This window comes from Pseudomonas sp. GL_117 (assembly GCF_057835125.1).
The window spans coordinates 5,446,654-5,465,401 of the sequence record NZ_CM174418.1 but is presented as its reverse complement, the minus strand read 5'-3'; the positions used below and the strand labels follow the sequence as shown (position 1 = coordinate 5,465,401).

Sequence of the window (18,748 nt, the reverse complement as noted above, 5' to 3'; positions counted from 1 at the left end):
GCACGGCGCTCGCGTCGAGGTTTACGGCAGTCAGTGCAAGGCGGCCTCTGCGGCCTGGATCGCCGCGAATTCCTCTTCGGGCGTGCCTGCTACCAAGTGATGCCGGCTGTAGAAAGCAAAGTAAGCAATTAATACTCCATAGATGATCGCCGCGCCAATCACCACCCGTGGATCGACCAGGAAGCCCGCCACTACGGCCACGCAAGCCAGTACCAAGGCGACGCCGGAGGTGAAGATGCCCCCAGGTGTGCGGTACGGGCGGTCCATTTTGGGGCGACGAATGCGCAGGGTGATGTGCGCGGCCATCATCAGCACGTAGGAAATCGTCGCGCCGAACACCGCCACCAGGATCAGCAAATCACCCTGGCCGGTCAAAGACAGGCCAAAACCGATGATGCCGGGGATGACCAATGCCAGCACCGGTGCTTTGCTTTTATTGGTCTGGGACAGTTTGCGCGGCAGGTAGCCCGCACGGGAAAGCGCGAAGATCTGCCGCGAATAGGCGTAGATGATCGAGAAAAAACTCGCAATCAAGCCGGCCAGGCCGACGAGGTTGACGAAGCTGCCCATCCACGTCGAACCACCGTAGGACAGCGCCAGCGCTTCAACCAATGGGTTGCCCGATTTGATCAGCGCATAGGTCCCCGCACCGCCCGGCGCAATCACCAGGATCAGCAGGGCAAAACTGGTCAGCACCACAATGGCGCCAATCAGGCCGCGAGGGAGGTCGCGTTTCGGATTCTTGGTTTCTTCGGCAGCCAGCGGTACGCCTTCGACGGCGAGGAAAAACCAGATCGCATAAGGAATCGCCGCCCACACGCCGACGTAGCCGAACGGCAGGAACGTGCTGGCGCCCTTGGCTTCGGTCACGGGAATGTCGAGCAGGTTGGCGACGTTGAAGTGCGGCACCATCGACACCAGGAACACACCCAGGGCAATCGCGGCGATAGCGGTGATCACAAACATCAACTTCAGGGCTTCACCGACACCAAAGATGTGGATGCCGATAAAGATGATGTAGAACGCCAGGTAGATCATCCAGCCGCCAACCCCGAAGAGCGACTCGCAATAGGCGCCGATGAACACCGCGATGGCTGCCGGTGCAATGGCATATTCGATCAGGATCGCGGTGCCTGTGAGGAACCCGCCCCAGGGGCCAAACGCACTTCGGGCAAACCCGTAGCCGCCGCCAGCGGTTGGGATCATCGAGGACAGTTCGGCCAGGGAAAAACACATGCACAGGTACATGGTGGCCATCAGCAACGTGGCGAGGAACATGCCACCCCAGCCACCCTGGGCCAGGCCGAAGTTCCAGCCGGCGTAGTCGCCGGAAATAACATAGGCAACCCCAAGGCCAACCAACAGCACCCAGCCGGCGGCGCCTTTTTTGAGTTCGCGTTGTTGGAAGTATTGGGAGTCGACTTTTTCGAAGTCGACAGAAGATCCACTCGGTTCGCTAGGCATGAGGAAGTACCTTTCATTGTTATTGTTCTAATTCGGCATCTGTGTGCCGGATGAAGTTCGCAAGTACTTATGAAACTTCAAGTGTGGGAGCGGGCTTGCTCGCGAAAACGGTAGGTCAGTTGATAAGTCTGTAACTGATACACCGCTTTCGCGAGCAAGCCCGCTCCCACATTTTCAATTGCATTTCAAATGTGGGAGGGAAGTGGTTAGTTAGAAGAAGCCCAACGGATTAATGTCATAACTAACCAGCAAGTTCTTGGTTTGCTGGTAGTGATCCAACATCATCTTGTGCGTCTCACGCCCCACGCCGGACTTCTTGTAACCGCCGAACGCGGCATGCGCCGGGTACAGGTGATAGCAGTTGGTCCACACGCGGCCCGCCTTGATTGCCCGGCCTACGCGATAGGCGCGGTTGATGTCGCGTGTCCACACGCCAGCACCCAGGCCGAACTCGGTGTCGTTGGCAATGGCCAAGGCCTCGGCTTCGTCCTTGAAGGTGGTGATGCTTACCACCGGGCCGAAGATTTCTTCCTGGAACACGCGCATTGCGTTGGTGCCCTTGAGCAGGGTCGGTTGGATGTAATAGCCGCCAGCCATGTCGCCGGTGAGCTTCTCGACCTTGCCGCCGGTGAGCAGCTGCGCGCCTTCACCCTTGGCGATTTCCAGGTAGGACAGGATCTTGTCGAACTGCTGCTCGGATGCCTGGGCGCCAACCATGGTGTCGGTGTCCAGCGGGTCGCCACGTTTGATCGATTCGATCTTTTTCATCACCACTTTCATGAAGTCGTCGTAGATCGACTCCTGCACCAGGGCGCGAGATGGGCAGGTGCACACTTCGCCTTGGTTGAAGAACGCCAGCACCAGGCCTTCGGCGGCCTTTTCGATAAAGGACGGCTCGGCCTTCATGATGTCTTCGAAGAAGATGTTCGGCGACTTGCCACCCAGCTCAACGGTCGACGGAATGATGTTGGTAGCCGCCGCATGCATGATGTGCGAGCCCACCGGCGTCGAGCCGGTGAACGCAATCTTGGCGATGCGCTTGCTGGTGGCCAGGGCTTCACCGGCTTCTTTACCGAAACCGTGCACCATGTTGAGTACGCCCGGTGGCAGCAGGTCGCCGATCACTTCGAGCAGCACGTTGATGCCCAGTGGGGTTTGCTCGGCCGGCTTGAGTACCACGCAGTTGCCGGCGGCCAGGGCCGGGGCGAGTTTCCAGGCGGCCATCAGGATCGGGAAGTTCCACGGGATGATCTGGCCGACCACGCCCAGCGGTTCGTGGAAGTGATAGGCGGCGGTGTGTTCGTTGATCTCGGCGCTGCTGCCTTCCTGGGCGCGGATGCAGCCGGCGTAGTAGCGGAAGTGGTCGGCGGCCAGCGGGATGTCGGCGTTGAGGGTTTCACGCACCGCCTTGCCGTTGTCCCAGGTTTCGGTGATGGCCAGCAGTTCGAGGTTCTGCTCGATACGGTCGGCGATTTTCAGCAGCACCAGCGAGCGGTCCTGCACTGAGGTTTTGCCCCAGGCGTCCGCAGCAGCGTGGGCGGCGTCAAGCGCCTTATCGATGTCCTTGGCAGTGGAGCGCGGGAACTCGGCGATAGGCTTGCCGTTGACTGGCGAGGTGTTGGTGAAATAGTTGCCTTCGACCGGCGGCACAAACTCGCCGTTGATGTAGTTGCCGTACTTGGCCTTGAACGAAACGATCGCGCCTTCAGTACCGGGGTGTGCGTAACGCATGGTGGGTATCTCCTGGCTTTTATGTTTATTTGGAGTGCAGCGCTGCTGCGCTTGATAAGCGTAGAGCAAAGGTTGGGCCACCGCTGCGCAGGCCAGCTAAATCAAGGGCTTGGACTTTGTTGCAAGGCGCTACTGTGGCAGCGTTGACACAGGTGATGTGACAGGTTGTGCCATAAACGGTACAGCCCGTGACCAGTGAGTCTGCCCGGGATTGCATTGGTCGGATGGCTGGGGGATGCTGGGCGCTCTCACGCAGGGAGAATAATAAGAAATGCACAACGATCATTTCAGTCGCCATGCCCAGCAAGTCTTGACCGTGACACGCGGACAAGCACGTTCCCAAGGCCCCGCCAGTGATCCGTCGATCGCCCGGTCCTGGCTGCGTTGCCTGGAGGACTATCATCTCGACCCTGCGCAGACCCTCGCGCCCACCGTGCTTGAGCACGGCCGCTTGCTGGAAAGCCGCGAGCGCCTGCAACAGGTGCTGCACATTGCCGGCAGTGAGATGAACAGCCTGCACCAACAGCTCTCGGGCGCCGGTCATGCGGTGCTGCTGACCGATGCGCGCGGGGTGATCCTCAACTGTGTCACCGCGCCGTCCGAGCGCAAGATCTTCGAGCGTGCCGGGTTGTGGCTCGGTGCCGATTGGAGCGAAGCCTGCGAAGGTACCAACGGTATCGGCACCTGCCTGGTAGAGCGCCAGTCCCTGACCATTCATCGCGATGAGCATTTTCGCGGCCGCCATACCGGGCTGACGTGTTCGGCGAGCCCGGTGTTCGACCCTCATGGCGAATTGCTGGCGGTGCTGGATGTGTCTTCAGCCCGTGAGGCCGTATCGCGCCAGAGCCAGTTCCATACGATGGCGCTGGTCAACCTCTCGGCGAAGATGATCGAAAGTTGCTATTTCCTGCGCCACTTTGAACATCACTGGCTGCTGCGTTTTCATCTGCAAGCCGAGTCGGTGGGCCTGTTCAGCGAAGGACTGCTGGCGTTCGACGGCGATGGGCGGATTTGTGCGGTCAACCAGAGCGCCCTCAACCTGCTGGGGCAAATGCGCGGCAGTTTGCTGGGGCAGTCGGTAGACGCATGCTTCGACTGTTCCCTGGATCAACTGCTCGGACGCGCCAGTGCCAATGCCACTGCCAGTTGGCCTCTGCGCACACGTGACGGCCGGCACCTGTTCGCCGCGTTGCGCGGTCAGTCGCGCACGGTGCCGGTGTCGATGCCAGTGGCCAAGCCCGCGCCGGCGCGCTTGCCCGGTATCTGCCTGGGCGATCCGGCGCTGCAAAACGAGTTTCGCAAGGCGCTGCGGGTGTTCGAGCGCGATGTGCCCTTGTTGATCAACGGCGAGACCGGCTCTGGTAAAGAAGCCTTCGCCAAGGCCGTGCACCAGGCCAGCCAGCGCGCAGACAAGGCGTTTGTTGCACTCAACTGTGCGGCCATCCCGGAAAACCTGATCGAAAGCGAACTGTTCGGCTATCGTGGCGGCAGCTTCACCGGCGCGCTTAAAGAAGGCATGCGCGGCAAGTTACAGCAAGCGGACGGCGGTACCCTGTTCCTCGATGAAATCGGTGACATGCCGCTGGCGTTGCAGACCCGCTTGTTGAGGGTGTTGGAGGACCGCCAGGTGGTACCCATCGGCGGTGCGCCCCAGGCGGTGAATGTCAGAATCGTCAGCGCGACCCACCGCAATCTGCTGGCGCGTGTGCAGGACGGCAGCTTTCGCGAGGATTTGTACTACCGCCTCAACGGTCTGGAAGTGGCCTTGCCGGCATTGCGCGAGCGCAGTGACAAGCAGCAGTTGCTCGACTTCCTGTTGACCGAGGAGGCGCAAGGACAGTCGATCAGCTTGGAGCCGGCGGCGCGTCAAACGTTGCTGGGCTATGCCTGGCCTGGGAATGTGCGGCAATTGCGCACCGTGTTGCGCACCCTGGTGGCGCTGTGTGATCACGGACGCATCGGGCTGGCCGACCTGCCGGCGCTATTGCACCAGGCCCCGCTGAACCGGGCCAGCGAGTTGCCGCTCGACGATGCCGAGCGCCAGACTTTGTTGGCGGCGCTGGAGCGTCAGCATTGGCGCATGACGCAAACGGCGGAGCATCTGGGTGTCAGTCGCAATACCTTGTACCGCAAGTTGCGAAAACACGGGATTACCCGTTTTGCTTCGGTTTAATTGAAAGTTGTAGGAGGGTGTTCTTTTCAACGGTCAGCTGAATTGATTTTTTATTGTTAAGTGGGAAGTTCCACGCACATTGAGTTGGCCTGTTCCTATAGGAACTGGTCAATGCCATTTATTCACTCAATTAGGGCAACTGCTCAAGGTGTTTTCATTTAATAAAAATCACTCGGGTGAACACGATGATAATTACAACTCCAACGCTTGCGTATATTCCCCAGCTGTCGGCAACTATCGATAAACCTGCGGCGCCGACGGTGGTGCGCAACAGCGATACCACCGCACAGCCTTTGGCGCGCAGCAAGCGCGGTATAAAAGACAAAGGCATTTTTTCGTTGTTCGGCAGTAAGTCGTCGGCGGCGCCACCCGTGGTCGTGCCGCCAAGACCACAGGTCCCTCCCAAGCCTACCGTGTCACCACCCCCTAAGCCGAAGCCGTCGAACAAGCCGTCCGGTTCAGGGCTGCCGACCCCGATCAACCGCTTCCAGAACGTGGCGAGCGCGGTGATTCATGCCAATAAGGTCAAACAAAATGACGCGTTGCTGTTGGCCAGCCTGTCCAAGCAAACGCCGAAAATCAGCGTTGCCGAGGCGGCCAAGCGGCTTATCGATGCGGACAGCCTGGTCAAGGCCGGCGTGATTTCCTCGGCGCCCAAAGCCAGCCAGGTTGCGCGGGATGCCTTTATCAGTGCCGGCATTACCGGCATCGTCAGTGCGCCGGTCAACGTGGGGGCCTATGCTGGCTCCGTGGCCGCCGGGGAGTCGATCAAGGCGACGTACGCTCCGGGCGTGCTGCCGCCGCCGTTTTTGCCGAGCGCCGCGACCGCCCCCAAGGCAGTGCAGTCGCCTGCCCCAGCGGAAACGACCCTCGGCGCGCAACTGGAGGACGCCGAGACCAAACTGTTAGGAATGGCTTCCACGGTGATGTTCATTCTTGGTGATACCAAGAGTGTGTTCACTAAAAATGAAAGTTGGCCAAAAGATGAGCCTGGGCGTCTGGGTAACCTGGAGAAACTGCTCGATGTATCAGAGCAGCAGCTTAAAAAGGCCACTCGTCAGAACGGCATTATTTTCAAACCCTATAAACCTGGCATGACACCTCCAGTCGATGCCAAGGGGCGTCTCGAGCTGATTGAAAAACGCTTTGAGCGGATGGCCGAGTCGTATGAAAAGTTGCGCGTGTTCGCGGCCATCAAACAAAGTGAAAATGAAGAACAGGCGCTAGCCAAGGTCTGAAGTGTTCGCCGCCGGTGGGAGCGCCTGCTGCGCTCCTACCCGTATAAAGAGTGCGATTTCCCCCCTCCTGCGCTAACCTGCCTCGATGTTTTACGAGGTCGACTATGCACATTCATATTCTCGGTATTTGCGGCACGTTCATGGGCTCGATGGCGGTTCTGGCCAAGGAACTGGGCCATCACGTCACAGGCTCCGATGCCAACGTTTACCCGCCCATGAGCACGCAACTGCAGGCCCAGGGCATTGAGTTGACCCAAGGTTACGACCCGGTGCAGTTCGACCCGGTCCCGGACCTGGTGGTGATCGGCAATGCCATGTCCCGTGGCAACCCGGCGGTCGAATACGTGCTCAACAAAGGCTTGCCGTATGTGTCGGGCCCGCAATGGCTGGCCGATCATGTGTTGCAAGGTCGCTGGGTGCTGGCAGTCGCCGGTACTCACGGCAAGACCACTACCAGCAGCATGCTGGCCTGGGTGCTGGAACATGCCGGCATGAGCCCGGGGTTCCTGATCGGCGGCGTGCCCCAGAACTTCTCGGTGTCGGCGCGCCTGGGCGATACGCCGTTCTTCGTGATTGAAGCGGATGAATATGACAGCGCCTTCTTCGACAAACGCTCCAAATTCGTCCACTACCGCCCGCGCACGGCGATCCTGAATAATCTTGAGTTCGATCACGCGGACATCTTCCCGGATCTGCCAGCCATTGAGCGGCAATTCCACCATTTGGTGCGCACCATCCCGAGCGAAGGCCTGGTGATTCACCCCACCACCGAGCCCGCCTTGCAGCGCGTGATCGAAATGGGCTGCTGGACCCCGGTGCAAACCACCGGCGCGGGCGGGCAGTGGCAGGTCAAGTTGCTCAGCGAAGACGGTTCCAGATTTGAAGTGCTGTTCGAAGGCCAGGCCCAGGGCGTTGTCGAGTGGGACATGACCGGCCAGCACAACGTTGCCAACGCCCTGGTCACGCTGGCAGCCGCACGGCACGTGGGCGTGGTGCCGTCGATGGGCATTGCGGCGTTGAGCGCATTCAAGAGCGTGAAGCGGCGCATGGAAAAAGTCGCCGACGTGAATGGGATTACCATCTACGACGACTTTGCCCACCACCCGACGGCGATTGCCACCACCTTGGACGGCCTGCGCAAACGCGTGGGCGATGCGCCGATCATCGCGATTGTCGAGCCGCGCTCCAATTCCATGAAGCTTGGCGCGCACCGCGATGGCCTGCCGGAAAGCGTCAACGATGCCGACGAGGCCGTCTGGTACGCGCCGGCCAACCTCGGTTGGGACCTGCCGGCGATCGCTGCGTTGTGCACCGTGCCGTCGACGGTCTGCGATTCCATCGAAGGCATCATTGAACACGTCAAACAGCAAGCCAAGCCCGGTACCCACGTGGTGGTGATGAGCAACGGCGGCTTCGGCGGCCTGCACGGCAAACTGGCCGAGGCCCTGAAATGAGTGGCCCGGAACGCGTCACCCTGGCGATGACCGGTGCTTCCGGCGCGCCTTACGGCTTGCGCTTGCTTGATTGCCTGGTGCGCGAGGACCGTGAGGTGCACTTCCTGATCTCCAAGGCTGCGCAGTTGGTGATGGCGACCGAGACCGACGTCGCGCTGCCGCCGAAGGTGCAGATGATGCAGGCGTTCCTCACCGAGTACACCGGTGCGGCGGCGGGGCAGATCAAGGTCTACGGCAAGGAAGACTGGATGTCGCCGGTGGCCTCGGGCTCCGGCGCGCCGGCGGCGATGGTGGTGGTGCCGTGTTCCACCGGCACCTTGTCGGCGATTGCCACGGGCGCGTGCAACAACCTGATCGAGCGCGCGGCGGACGTGACCTTGAAGGAGCGTCGCCAGTTGATCCTGGTGCCGCGCGAGGCGCCATATTCGAGCATTCACCTGGAGCACATGCTCAAGTTGTCGAACATGGGCGTGACCATCTTGCCCGCGTCGCCGGGTTTCTATCACCAGCCACAGACCATCGATGACCTGGTGGATTTCGTGGTGGCGCGCATCCTCAATCTGCTGAACATTCCCCAGGACATGCTGCCGCGATGGGGTGAGCATCATCTGAGCAGCGATGAATAAGGCGCTGATGTTGGTTGTCGCGTTGCACCTGACGGGGTGCGCCACGGCGCGCACGTTGGATGCGGCGCAACCCGGCGCGCCGGTGGTGTATGCCGGCACGCGCCTGGATCTGTATGCCATGAACGGCGGCTGTTGCGCCAAGGATCGGTTTGGCGCGCAAGCGCCGAGTTATCCCGGCGTGGATCTGCCGGCCAGTGCGTTGCTCGACACGCTGTTGTTGCCGCTGTCGGTGTTGACGGTGCTGGGGGTTGGCTTCAACGCCACGGGCGGTCTTTAAGAGAAGTGGGTGCCTGTGCTGGCCTCTTCGCGGGCAAGCCCGCTCCCACATTTGAACGGTGTGAACCTGATCCGCTGTGGGAGCGGGCTTGCCCGCGAAGAGGCCCGCCCAGCCACCGCGAAATCACTTGCCGAGTTTGCGCAACTCATCCGACTCCACCACCCGCACACCATCCTGCTCTTCCAGCGCCAGGCGCCACATCGCCCGGGCCAGTTCGCATACTTCAATACCACGGTATTTGCCCGGAATCAGCCGCGACAACGGCCCCGCCAGTTGTTCGGCCAGGCGCGGTTCCAGGCGTTCACCCAGCAACAGCGAGGGCCGCACGATGGTCAACTGCGGCCAGCCTTGGGCTTTCAGCGCCTGCTCCATCTCGCCTTTGACACGGTTGTAGAAGATCGAGGATTTCGCGTCGGCGCCAATCGCGCTGATCACGATCAGGTGGCGCGCGCCCAGTTCCCGTGCACGCTTGGCGAAAGCCACCACCAGGTCCAGGTCAACTGCGCGGAACGCTTCTTCGGAGCCCGCGCTCTTGATGGTGGTGCCCAGGCAGCAGAAGGCAATGTCCACGCGCCCGCTCAATTGCGGCAAAACCACCGCCGGGTCGCCCACTGGGTTTTCCAGGTGCGGGTGTTCGGCCAGTGGCTTGCGGCTGGGCGCCAGCACGCGGGTCACGGTGGGTTCATTGAGCAGGCGATCCAACAGGTGTTCGCCGGTCAGGCCGGTAGCTCCGGCCAGCAGGATATGTTGAGGCGTCAGGTACATGGTGTTTCCCCCTGTTACACGTTACAGCTTAGTTGCCTTTGGCTTCCTTGCTATTCATTGAGACGCTTTCCAGCGCCTTTCGTGCCTGCTGTTTGCGTAATAACTGCCAGTGGGCGATCACGCCTTTCGGCGCCCAGATCTGCGGTTCCGAAGCTTCGAAGTTGTCTGCCTGTTCGCGTTCGCTGACATGCAGTTGCGCCAGTTTGAAGGCTTGCTGCAGGTCGTCGGTCTGGTTGAAGGCCTGGGCGAAGAGGGCGTCGCCGAAATAGGTGAAGTCGGCTTCTTCGGAGCAACCGAAGGACACCCGGTCGGCGCGCGAGGCGGTCATGATCAGGGTACGCTCATCCTTCAGCGTCGGGATAAACCCGCCGGAATAACACGCGGAAATCACGATGACCTTGTCGCGGTTTTTCAGCGGTGCGAGCACGGCGGCCAGTTCGTCGGCCGGCAAGTCAGCCAGCTCCATGCGCGGCTGGTCCAGCACCAGTTCGTGTTCATGGGTACCGTGGCTGGTCATGTAGATAAACACCAGGTCTTCCGGCCCGGTGCGTTCGGCCAGGGTCTGCACGGCGCGGCGCAGGCTTTCACGGGTGGCCAGGGGGCGGTCGGCGATATGGTCACGGTGGTTGACCAGGCGGATCTGCCCGCGCGCGCCGAAGCGGGTGGCGAGCATGTTGCTGACGTAATCGGCCTCACGCAGGAACACGCTTTGTTTACCATCGCCGGCCAGCACCAGGGTGTACAGCTCGACGGCGGGGGTGGAGGCGGGCACGGCGGCGAGGGCGGCATCGAGCAATTGGCCTTGGGCCAGTACGCCGATTTCCAGTGGGTCGGGGAGCAGTTTGCCGTCGGCGTCGCGCACGCGCATGCCGTTGACCCAGGTGCCGGCTTGCACGGTGCCGTCGGTTTGCACGAGAGTGCCGCGGCCCTGGTAGTTGTCGCTGTCGAAGCCGCCGATATAGAAACTGCCGTCGGTGAGGTTCAGGCGGCCCTCGCCGGTAAAGCGCCAATCGCTGAACTGGCCGACATAGTGGCTGCCGTCCACGCCGATCAACTCGCCTTTGCCACTCAGCGCGCCTTCCTTGAACTGGCCGATCCACACGTCGCCGTCGGCGTTTTCATAACGGCCCTTGCCGTTGAGCTGGTTTTGTTTGAACTGGCCCACATAGATGTCGCCGTCGGCGCTATTGAAAGTGCCATTGCCTTCGAGCTGACCATCGACGAAGTGGCCGCTGAACTGGTTGCCGCTGTCGTCGTTGCGCTGGCCTTCGCCATTGGGCTTACCGTGGGCGAACTGGCCCTGGTATTGGCTGCCATCGGCCAACTCCAGGCGCCCGAGGCCGGAGTACTGGTCATCCTTGAATTCGCCGCGATAGGTCATCTGCCCCTCTTTGAGGGTGCCTTCGCCGTTGCGTCGGCCACGCTTGAAACCACCGACATAGCTGCTGCCCGGCGTGGTCAGGCTGCCCTGGCCGTCGAACAGGCCTTGCTGGAACTCGCCTTTGTAGACTTCGCCGTTGCTGCCGTGCCATTCACCCAGGCCGTGCCACTGGCCGTTGTCGAACTGGCCGGCGTACCAGCTGCCATTGGGGTAGTCGACGCGGCCCTGGCCTTGCAGCAAACCATTGACCACATCACCCCGGTAGCGGCCGCCATCGGGCAGGCGCGCATCGGGCGGCAACAGCGATTCGCCGTCTCCGCAAGCGGTGAGCAACAGGGCAAGGGCAAGGGGAGCAAGTGGGCGCATAGCGGGATCCGGATAATTGAGCGCCGAGTATGCCGCAGCCGCGAGGTTCATACATAAATTTACATACCCTGTGATGAGTTTCAGTGCCTCATCACAGGGCCGGGCTTATACGAAGCAGAGTGACAGCGACTCGGCGATGTAAGCGGGTTTTTCCTGGCCTTCGATTTCCAGGGTCGCCGTGGCCTTGAACAGCCATTGGCCGGGTTTTTTCTCGGTGACGTCCGTCAGCGTCACGTTCAGGCGCACCTTGGAATTGACCTTGACCGGCTGGATAAAGCGCACGCTGTCCAGGCCATAATTGACGGCCATTTTCAGGCCTTCGGGCATGATCAGGATGTCTTCCATCAACTTGGGCATCAGCGACAGCGACAGGAAACCGTGGGCAATCGTGCTGCCAAACGGGGTTTGCGCGGCCTTGACCGGGTCGACATGGATGAACTGATGATCGCCGGTGGCCTCTGCGAACAGGTTGATCCGCGCCTGGTCGATGGTGAGCCATTCGGAACGTCCCAGTTCCTTGCCGACATAATCTTTGAGCTGCGCTACAGGTACATAGGGCATTGCGTCTCTCCTTGGTTCATCGGTTTTTATAGGTAGGCGAAATCCATCTTAGATCATCATGGGCAACAGGCTCGGTCAACCCACCATGCTTTTGGCGAATGCCGGAGCATAGGGCGGGCGTGCTTATAATGCGGGCGGGTTTTGACGGGGGAGAGAACGGATGCTGTTACGTGGGCTGACATGGCTGGTGCTGTTCCAATTGATCGGCACGGCGATCAACCATTTGCTGCTGCCGATATTGCCGGGGCCGATTATCGGCTTGCTGCTGCTGCTCGGCTTCCTGATCTGCACTGGCGAAGTCGGCGAGCCCCTGAGCCTGGCGGCCGGCAGCCTGCTGCGTTATCTGCCGCTGCTGCTGGTGCCGCCGGCGGTGGGGGTGATGGTCTATGCCAAGGACATCGCGGCGGACTTCTGGGCCATCGTCGGCGCGCTGGTGCTGTCGCTGGTGATCGCCATGGGGTTTGTCGGTGTGCTGATGCAGCGCATGGTCAAGCGCAAGGAGAAGGATCAATGATCTTCGACTGGCACGGCGCGTGGGCCGCAGTGATTCACCACCCCTTGTTCGGCATTGGTATTACCCTCGGCGCCTATCAGTTGGTGCTGGCCGGTTTCGAGAAAACCCGTTGGATCTTCCTGCAGCCGGTGCTGGTGTCCATGCTGCTGGTGATCGGCATCTTGCTCACCTGTGGCCTGAGTTACGCCGAGTACCGCAAGAGCACCGAGATCATGGGCACCTTGCTCGGCCCCGCGACCGTGGCGCTGGCGGTGCCGCTTTATCTGAACCTGCGGCGCATTCGTCAATTGTTCTGGCCGATTTTTACTACGCTGGTGATAGGCGGGGTGTTGGCCACCGGCCTGTGTGTGCTGCTGGGCTGGTGGTTTGGCGCCGAGCACATGATGCTGATGACCATGGCGCCCAAGTCGGTGACGTCGCCGATTGCCATGCTGGTGGCCGAGCAGATCGGCGGCGTGGCGGCCTTGGCCGCGGTGTTTGTGCTGATCACCGGGGTGGTCGGCGCAATGGTCGGCCCGGCGCTGTTGTCGCGCCTGGGGGTGCACAGTCCCGAGGCGCGCGGCATGGCACTGGGCATGACTGCCCACGCCGTCGGCACCTCGGTGGCATTGCAGGAAAGTGAAGAGTGCGGTGCCTTTGCGGCGCTGGCCATGAGTCTGATGGGCGTGGCTACGGCGGTGTTCCTGCCGCTGGCTGTGTCGGTGATCGTTTAAACCGGGTTTAAGGAAACCTTTATGAGTCTGGCGCTGTTTCCGCTCAATACCGTGTTGTTCCCTGGCTGCACCCTCGACTTGCAACTGTTCGAGGCGCGCTATCTGGACATGATCAGCCGCTGCATGAAAAAGGGCGAAAGCTTCGGCGTGGTGTGCATCCTCGACGGCAAGGAAGTGGGCCTGGCCCCGGATGGCTACGCGTTGATTGGCTGCGAAGCGTTGATCCGCGACTTCAAGCAACAGGACAACGGCCTGCTGGGGATTCGTGTCGAAGGCGGGCGGCGTTTCCGCGTGCTTGATGCCGGGGTGCAGAAGGACCAGTTGCTGCTGGCCGAGGTGCAATGGCTGGACGAGGCGCCGGACCAGCCGCTGGAAGAGGAGGATGCCGACCTGCTGGCGTTGCTCCAGGCGCTGGCCGAGCATCCGATGGTGGCCTCGCTGGACATGGACACCCACGCCGACGGCCAGCAAGTCCTGGGCAACCAGTTGGCCTATCTACTGCCGTTCACCGAGGCCGACAAGATCGACCTGCTGCAACTCGACGATCCGCAGCAGCGCCTGGATGCGATCCAGATGTTGCTCGACGAGTTGCAGGGCGAGCTCTTCACTCAATAGGCGTATCGCAGCAGCGCGTGAGGCGTGCCGGTGAGGGCGATAAAGCTCAGTACCGCGACGATGGCCGGCAACAGTAGCCACCAGGCTTTGCGCGACAAGGCTGGCAGTGGGCTGCGCTGCTGGCTGAGGCTCAGGCTGAAGGCGCAGACGCTCATCGCCAGCAGGGTACCGGCGAGGATGTCGGTCGGCCAGTGCACGCCCAGGTAGACCCGCGACAAGGCGATGAACGCGGCGGGAATGCAGCCCAGCAAGAGCCAGGTCATGCGCAGTCGTGTCGGTTGCCCAAGGCCGGCCAGCATCGCCAGCGCCAGGAAGAATGCGAAAGAACCCGACGCATGGCCGCTGGGCATGCTGAAGCTGGTCAGCGGGTCGGTGAGGATCTCCGGGCGGCCACGGGCGAAAAACAACTTGGCGGCGGTGTTGATCACGGCGGCGCTGGCCAGCGTGGCGCCGACAAACACCGCATGGCGCCATTGCCGGGCCAGCAGCAGCAAGCCGGTGAAGATCGCACTGGCAACGAACATCTTCTTGAATTCACCCAGTTGGGTGATCCGCACCATCACTTCGTCCAGCCATGGGCTGCGGTGCTCTTGTACCAGCGCGATCAGGCCCTGGTCGAAGTCATTGAGGTGGGGGTAGCCGATAAACAGCGCGATCAACAGCGTCAGGCTGGCGCAACCCACCCACAGCGTGGCCCGCCGATGGCCGCGCAGGCTGCTGTTCAGGCTCAGTCCCAGCAATATGGCGATAGATGCCGCGACAACCGCCGCTTCCGGCCAGAATCCCTCCGGCAATGGCAGGCGCAACGCCGCACCGGTCGCCCAGCCGGGCAGCAGGTAGGCCACCGACCAGCCAGCGCCCGCCAGAATACTCACGGCGACGAAGCGGGGGAGCGGCATGTCGCACATGCCGGCAACCATCGGCAGCATAGGGCGCAAGGGGCCGATAAAACGTCCGACCAGCAGGCTGGCAATGCCGTACTTGTGGAAGTAACTCTCGGCAGCGTTCATCCATTCAGGATGATGGCGCAGGCCGGGCAGGCGCCGGATGTTCTGATGGAAGTGTCGGCCAAGGAAGTAGGAAATTGCGTCGCCGAGCAAGCCGCCGAGAAAGCCCAGCAACAGGGTTTCACTCAATGACAGTGCACCGCTGCCGGCGAGTGCGGCGATCGCAAACAGCATCACCGTGCCCGGCACGATCAACCCGGCGATGGCCAGGCACTCCACGCACGCGACGATAAACACTGCCGCCGCCAGCCATTCGGGGTTGAGGGTCAGCCAGCCGGTGATGCCATCGAGCCATTGGCCCATACAAATCCACTCCATCTATTCTATTCAGCTTGCGCGCTTGGTAATGCGTAGCCCGAAACACTGAAGATCAAACTGTGGGAGCGGGCTTGCTCGCGAAAGCGGTGTATCGGTTGATAAAATCGGTGACTGAGCCACCGCTTTCGCGAGCAAGCCCGCTCCCACATGGGGTCTGCTGTGCCTGCGAATTTATGTTCAGCAGGCATAACTGGCCAATCAGTTCACATCAAAAAATAATCGCGACCTTCGACCTGGCCCCTGCGCAGCGGGTTCCGTGTGCAATAAGGCGCGTAGCCCGCATCGACGAAGCGATACATCAGGTGCTCGTCGCGGCCGCTGGGGATGCCCAGGCGGGTGGTCTGGATGGTCTGCGTCGGCACCTGGCCTACGTCTTCAACGTAGAGATTCTGCGGGTCGAAGCGTTTGGCATCCCACATCGGCACCTTCAATCCCAGCGCCTTGCACAACAGCGTCTGGCCCGCACACAGCTTTTGCGCGGCGCGCGGGCTGCCATTGGCATCGGGGTTGTTCAGCAGCATCTGCGCCAGGCTCGCTGGCCCGGACAGTTCATCGACCCATGGATAAGCCGATTTGATCAGCACGGCATTGCCCGGCCCCTGGGCGCTGAAGTTCAGCGAATCACCGCCACGGGCGTAGTACATGTAGATGTGCCCACCGTCCAGAAACAAAGCCTTACGCTTTTCTGTGTAGCCGAGTGAGGCGTGGCTGCCTTTTTCGGCCACGTAATAGGCTTCGGTTTCGATAATTCGCGCCGAAAGCCAGATTTCACCGACACGATGACGTATGACTTTTCCGAGCAATTCCCGCGCGAGAATCTGCGCGTCACGGTCGAAGAAGCTGTCGGGCAGGGCGCTGGCGGGGCGTCGGGTGGCTGAATTGGGCATGGCGGTCAGGGGTTGATACGGCTAAAAGTGACGGAATAGTAACAACTCCCACCTTAATTACCGCTGAACCCCAGGTTTTTACAGTTCATTTCGACCATCCGCCCCTCACCGCTGTCAGTCGAGCGGCGTCACAGCTATAATCTGCCGCTTTCCTCCCTGCCAAGACTCCCTGACTATGACTGAGTCCGTTCTTGACTACATGACCCGCCTGGGTCGCGCTGCCCGTCAGGCCTCGCGGTTGATCGCCCGTGCGAGCACTGCGCAGAAGAATCGCGCCCTCCTGGCGGCCGCCGACGCTCTGGATGCCTCGCGCTCCGAGCTCAGCGCCGCCAACGAACTGGACCTGGCCAACGGCCGCGCCAATGGCCTGGAGCCGGCACTGCTGGACCGCCTGGCGCTGACCCCGGCACGTATCGACGACATGATCGAAGGCCTGCGTCAGGTGGCCAAGCTGCCTGACCCCATCGGTGAAATCCGCGATATGCGCTACCTGCCGTCCGGCATCCAGGTCGGCAAGATGCGCGTGCCCCTGGGCGTGATCGGCATCATCTATGAGTCGCGTCCGAACGTGACCATCGACGCTGCGAGCCTGTGCCTCAAGTCCGGCAACGCCACTATCCTGCGTGGCGGCTCCGAAGCCATCAACTCCAATCGCGCCATTGCTACGTGCATCCAGCAGGGCCTGGCCGTGGCCGAATTGCCGGCCGAAGTGGTGCAAGTGGTGGAAACCACCGACCGCGCCGCTGTTGGCGCGTTGATCACCATGCCGGAATTCGTCGACGTGATCGTGCCGCGCGGTGGCAAGAGCCTGATCGAGCGCGTCAGCCGTGATGCCAAGGTGCCGGTGATCAAGCACCTGGACGGCGTGTGCCACGTGTACATCGACATCGCTGCCGACATCGACAAGGCGATCCGCATCGCCGACAACGCCAAGACCCACCGCTACGCCCCGTGCAACACCATGGAAACCCTGCTGGTGCACGCCGGCATTGCCGAGCGCGTGCTGCCGCCCCTGGCTGCCATCTACCGGGATAAAGGTGTGGAATTGCGTGGTTGCGAGCGTACCCGCGCGCTGCTCGGCGCGGACGTGATCGAGGCGACCGAGCTGGACTGGTACACCGAATACACTGCGCCGATCCTGTCGATCAAGATCGTCGATGACCTGGACGAGGCCATCGAGCACATCAACACCTATGGCTCCAAGCACACCGACGCGATCGTCTCCGAGCATTTCAGCGATGCGCGGCGTTTCCTCAACGAAGTGGACTCCGCTTCGGTGATGATCAACGCCTCGACGCGTTTTGCCGACGGCTTCGAGTATGGCCTGGGCGCCGAGATCGGTATTTCCACCGACAAGCTCCACGCCCGCGGCCCGGTTGGCCTCGAAGGCCTGACCAGCGAGAAGTACGTGGTGTTCGGCGACGGTCACGTGCGCACTTGATGGCTAAACGCATCGGGCTGCTCGGCGGTACTTTCGACCCCGTGCACATCGGCCATTTGCGCAGTGCCCTGGAAGTCGCGGATGCCCTCGCGCTGGATGAGTTGCGCCTGATCCCCAATTTCCGGCCGCCGCACCGCGATACACCGCAGGTGTCGCCGCAGCAGCGCCTGGAAATGGTGCGCCTTGCCGTTGAAGGCATCGCGCCGCTGGTGGTGGACGACCGTGAGCTCAAGCGCGATAAACCGTCCTACACTGTTGACACCCTGGAGCTGATGCGCGCCGAACTGGCCGCCGATGACCAGTTGTTTTTGCTTCTGGGCTGGGACGCATTTTGCGGCCTGCCCTCTTGGCATCGCTGGGAGGAACTCCTCCAGCATTGCCACATCCTGGTTCTGCAACGCCCGGATGCCGACAGCGAACCGCCGGATGCCTTGCGCAACCTGCTGGCCGCGCGGTCGGTAAGTGACCCCTTGGCCCTGACCGGGCCGAACGGGAATATTGCATTCGTCTGGCAGACCCCGCTTGCGGTGTCCGCCACCCAGATCCGTCAACTGCTGGCCAGCGGTAAGTCGGTACGTTTCCTGGTGCCTGACGCGGTCCTGGCCTACATCGATGCGCACGGGCTTTACCGTGCGTCGAACTGAAAAGGCGTGCTTGAACGTACGAACAGTCGTACAGCGAGCACCCGAACATACGAGCAAAACGAGTTTTATATGACGAACAAAGACGTAAGCAAAGTTAAGCGCAAAGGCACCTTCAAAAGCGCCCCGCTGCCGGTTGAAGCCCACGTTGGCCCAGAGCTGGCTGGCGAAGAGCTGGTCAAAGTCGCCGTGGCGGCCCTGGAAGACGTCAAGGCCCAGGACATCCAGGTGCTGGACGTGCGTGACAAGCAAAGCATCACCGACTTCATGATCATCGCCACCGGTACGTCGAACCGTCAGATCGGCGCGATGCTCGATAAAGTCCGCGAAGCCGTCAAAGCCCAAGGCGTCAAGCCGCTGGGTGAAGAAGGCAAGGGCGACAGCGACTGGGTCCTGCTGGATATGGACGACGTGATCGTTCACATGATGACCGCCAGCGCCCGTCAGTTCTACGACCTCGAGCGTCTGTGGAAAGGCGCCGAGCAGAGCCGTGCCGCCGATGGCAAGCACCACAGCCCGGAAGTGGGCCACGCGCACTTCGACAAGCTGAACAAAGACCAGGAATAAGGAACGGCT

18 protein-coding genes are annotated in these 18,748 nt (G+C 61.4%); 11 read left to right on the top strand and 7 right to left on the bottom strand.

Going from position 1 to position 18,748, the window contains the following annotated elements; genetic code table 11:
- Positions 1 to 30 precede the first annotated feature (30 nt).
- The gene (eat, locus tag AC3ISR_RS24900; protein ID WP_192299050.1) at positions 31 to 1,464 is read right to left on the bottom strand and encodes an ethanolamine permease; all 1,434 of its coding nucleotides are present in this window, start codon (positions 1,462 to 1,464) and stop codon (positions 31 to 33) included.
- A gap of 210 nt (positions 1,465 to 1,674) precedes the next feature.
- Positions 1,675 to 3,195 (bottom strand): acetaldehyde dehydrogenase ExaC, encoded by a 1,521-nt coding sequence (gene exaC, locus AC3ISR_RS24895; RefSeq protein ID WP_305391592.1) that lies wholly within the window; start codon positions 3,193 to 3,195, stop codon positions 1,675 to 1,677.
- A gap of 271 nt (positions 3,196 to 3,466) precedes the next feature.
- Here exaC and AC3ISR_RS24890 point away from each other — a divergent pair, with 271 nt between their 5' ends.
- From AC3ISR_RS24890 to AC3ISR_RS24870, 5 genes are all read left to right on the top strand, one after another.
- Positions 3,467 to 5,368, top strand: a complete 1,902-nt coding sequence (locus AC3ISR_RS24890; protein ID WP_226455816.1) for a sigma-54-dependent Fis family transcriptional regulator — start codon at positions 3,467 to 3,469, stop codon at positions 5,366 to 5,368.
- A 185-nt stretch (positions 5,369 to 5,553) separates the two neighbouring features.
- Positions 5,554 to 6,606: a hypothetical protein gene (locus AC3ISR_RS24885; RefSeq protein WP_463983903.1), complete on the top strand. Its 1,053-nt coding sequence runs from the start codon at positions 5,554 to 5,556 to the stop codon at positions 6,604 to 6,606.
- A 104-nt stretch (positions 6,607 to 6,710) separates the two neighbouring features.
- Positions 6,711 to 8,060 carry a UDP-N-acetylmuramate:L-alanyl-gamma-D-glutamyl-meso-diaminopimelate ligase gene (gene mpl, locus AC3ISR_RS24880; RefSeq protein WP_192299047.1) on the top strand — a complete coding sequence of 450 codons (1,350 nt, stop codon included), beginning with the start codon at positions 6,711 to 6,713 and terminating at the stop codon, positions 8,058 to 8,060.
- Positions 8,057 to 8,686 (top strand): flavin prenyltransferase UbiX, encoded by a 630-nt coding sequence (ubiX, locus tag AC3ISR_RS24875; RefSeq protein ID WP_017735613.1) that lies wholly within the window; start codon positions 8,057 to 8,059, stop codon positions 8,684 to 8,686. Before mpl ends, ubiX begins: the two co-directional genes overlap by 4 nt.
- Positions 8,679 to 8,963: a YceK/YidQ family lipoprotein gene (locus AC3ISR_RS24870; protein ID WP_192299046.1), complete on the top strand. Its 285-nt coding sequence runs from the start codon at positions 8,679 to 8,681 to the stop codon at positions 8,961 to 8,963. The genes ubiX and AC3ISR_RS24870 overlap by 8 nt, the downstream gene beginning before the upstream one ends.
- A gap of 123 nt (positions 8,964 to 9,086) precedes the next feature.
- Here the strand turns inward: AC3ISR_RS24870 and AC3ISR_RS24865 are convergent, their stop codons facing one another.
- From AC3ISR_RS24865 to AC3ISR_RS24855, 3 genes are all read right to left on the bottom strand, one after another.
- Positions 9,087 to 9,728, bottom strand: coding sequence for an oxidoreductase (locus tag AC3ISR_RS24865; RefSeq protein WP_192299045.1), 642 nt, complete (start codon positions 9,726 to 9,728; stop codon positions 9,087 to 9,089).
- A 28-nt stretch (positions 9,729 to 9,756) separates the two neighbouring features.
- On the bottom strand, positions 9,757 to 11,475 hold the full coding sequence (locus tag AC3ISR_RS24860) for a C13 family peptidase (protein ID WP_463983902.1): 1,719 nt from the start codon (positions 11,473 to 11,475) through the stop codon (positions 9,757 to 9,759).
- Between the two features lie 105 nt (positions 11,476 to 11,580).
- Entirely contained in the window at positions 11,581 to 12,036 is a 456-nt protein-coding gene (locus AC3ISR_RS24855) for a MaoC family dehydratase (RefSeq protein ID WP_003194496.1), read from the bottom strand.
- A 160-nt stretch (positions 12,037 to 12,196) separates the two neighbouring features.
- Here AC3ISR_RS24855 and AC3ISR_RS24850 point away from each other — a divergent pair, with 160 nt between their 5' ends.
- Genes AC3ISR_RS24850 through AC3ISR_RS24840 form a run of 3 tightly spaced genes read left to right on the top strand, consistent with a single transcriptional unit; the run spans position 12,197 to position 13,878 of the window.
- A complete protein-coding gene (locus AC3ISR_RS24850; protein ID WP_192299043.1) occupies positions 12,197 to 12,550 on the top strand; it encodes a CidA/LrgA family protein in 354 nt (117 codons plus the stop codon).
- On the top strand, positions 12,547 to 13,263 hold the full coding sequence (locus AC3ISR_RS24845) for an LrgB family protein (protein WP_192299042.1): 717 nt from the start codon (positions 12,547 to 12,549) through the stop codon (positions 13,261 to 13,263). The genes AC3ISR_RS24850 and AC3ISR_RS24845 overlap by 4 nt, the downstream gene beginning before the upstream one ends.
- 21 nt (positions 13,264 to 13,284) lie before the next feature.
- Positions 13,285 to 13,878, top strand: a complete 594-nt coding sequence (locus AC3ISR_RS24840; RefSeq protein WP_463983901.1) for an LON peptidase substrate-binding domain-containing protein — start codon at positions 13,285 to 13,287, stop codon at positions 13,876 to 13,878.
- Here the strand turns inward: AC3ISR_RS24840 and AC3ISR_RS24835 are convergent.
- Both AC3ISR_RS24835 and AC3ISR_RS24830 read right to left on the bottom strand, forming a co-directional pair.
- Positions 13,872 to 15,188 (bottom strand): bifunctional DedA family/phosphatase PAP2 family protein, encoded by a 1,317-nt coding sequence (locus tag AC3ISR_RS24835; protein ID WP_463983900.1) that lies wholly within the window; start codon positions 15,186 to 15,188, stop codon positions 13,872 to 13,874. The genes AC3ISR_RS24840 and AC3ISR_RS24835 overlap by 7 nt on opposite strands.
- A 218-nt stretch (positions 15,189 to 15,406) precedes the next feature.
- Positions 15,407 to 16,090 (bottom strand): DNA-3-methyladenine glycosylase, encoded by a 684-nt coding sequence (locus AC3ISR_RS24830; protein ID WP_192299039.1) that lies wholly within the window; start codon positions 16,088 to 16,090, stop codon positions 15,407 to 15,409.
- 175 nt (positions 16,091 to 16,265) lie between these two features.
- On the opposite strand from AC3ISR_RS24830, the gene AC3ISR_RS24825 reads away from it, so the two are divergent.
- The 3 genes from AC3ISR_RS24825 to rsfS all read left to right on the top strand — a co-directional run bounded on the left by AC3ISR_RS24825 (position 16,266) and on the right by rsfS (position 18,739).
- Complete coding sequence (locus tag AC3ISR_RS24825) at positions 16,266 to 17,531, top strand: glutamate-5-semialdehyde dehydrogenase (protein ID WP_192299038.1); 1,266 nt, start codon at positions 16,266 to 16,268, stop codon at positions 17,529 to 17,531.
- Positions 17,531 to 18,175, top strand: a complete 645-nt coding sequence (nadD, locus tag AC3ISR_RS24820; protein WP_120450098.1) for a nicotinate-nucleotide adenylyltransferase — start codon at positions 17,531 to 17,533, stop codon at positions 18,173 to 18,175. Before AC3ISR_RS24825 ends, nadD begins: the two co-directional genes overlap by 1 nt.
- A gap of 69 nt (positions 18,176 to 18,244) precedes the next feature.
- Positions 18,245 to 18,739, top strand: coding sequence for a ribosome silencing factor (gene rsfS, locus AC3ISR_RS24815; RefSeq protein WP_192299037.1), 495 nt, complete (start codon positions 18,245 to 18,247; stop codon positions 18,737 to 18,739).
- The last annotated feature ends 9 nt before the right edge of the window (positions 18,740 to 18,748 follow it).

Coding starts and splice junctions, on each gene's coding strand:
- AC3ISR_RS24885 (WP_463983903.1), top strand. CDS start 5,554: ATGATAATTACAACTCCAACGCTTGCGTATATTCCCCAGCTGTCGGCA.
- mpl (WP_192299047.1), top strand. CDS start 6,711: ATGCACATTCATATTCTCGGTATTTGCGGCACGTTCATGGGCTCGATG.
- AC3ISR_RS24845 (WP_192299042.1), top strand. CDS start 12,547: ATGATCTTCGACTGGCACGGCGCGTGGGCCGCAGTGATTCACCACCCC.
- AC3ISR_RS24835 (WP_463983900.1), bottom strand. CDS start 15,188: ATGGGCCAATGGCTCGATGGCATCACCGGCTGGCTGACCCTCAACCCC.
- AC3ISR_RS24855 (WP_003194496.1), bottom strand. CDS start 12,036: ATGCCCTATGTACCTGTAGCGCAGCTCAAAGATTATGTCGGCAAGGAA.
- AC3ISR_RS24840 (WP_463983901.1), top strand. CDS start 13,285: ATGAGTCTGGCGCTGTTTCCGCTCAATACCGTGTTGTTCCCTGGCTGC.
- AC3ISR_RS24850 (WP_192299043.1), top strand. CDS start 12,197: ATGCTGTTACGTGGGCTGACATGGCTGGTGCTGTTCCAATTGATCGGC.
- AC3ISR_RS24870 (WP_192299046.1), top strand. CDS start 8,679: ATGAATAAGGCGCTGATGTTGGTTGTCGCGTTGCACCTGACGGGGTGC.
- AC3ISR_RS24830 (WP_192299039.1), bottom strand. CDS start 16,090: ATGCCCAATTCAGCCACCCGACGCCCCGCCAGCGCCCTGCCCGACAGC.
- AC3ISR_RS24890 (WP_226455816.1), top strand. CDS start 3,467: ATGCACAACGATCATTTCAGTCGCCATGCCCAGCAAGTCTTGACCGTG.
- AC3ISR_RS24865 (WP_192299045.1), bottom strand. CDS start 9,728: ATGTACCTGACGCCTCAACATATCCTGCTGGCCGGAGCTACCGGCCTG.
- AC3ISR_RS24860 (WP_463983902.1), bottom strand. CDS start 11,475: ATGCGCCCACTTGCTCCCCTTGCCCTTGCCCTGTTGCTCACCGCTTGC.
- ubiX (WP_017735613.1), top strand. CDS start 8,057: ATGAGTGGCCCGGAACGCGTCACCCTGGCGATGACCGGTGCTTCCGGC.
- nadD (WP_120450098.1), top strand. CDS start 17,531: ATGGCTAAACGCATCGGGCTGCTCGGCGGTACTTTCGACCCCGTGCAC.
- rsfS (WP_192299037.1), top strand. CDS start 18,245: ATGACGAACAAAGACGTAAGCAAAGTTAAGCGCAAAGGCACCTTCAAA.
- AC3ISR_RS24825 (WP_192299038.1), top strand. CDS start 16,266: ATGACTGAGTCCGTTCTTGACTACATGACCCGCCTGGGTCGCGCTGCC.
- eat (WP_192299050.1), bottom strand. CDS start 1,464: ATGCCTAGCGAACCGAGTGGATCTTCTGTCGACTTCGAAAAAGTCGAC.
- exaC (WP_305391592.1), bottom strand. CDS start 3,195: ATGCGTTACGCACACCCCGGTACTGAAGGCGCGATCGTTTCGTTCAAG.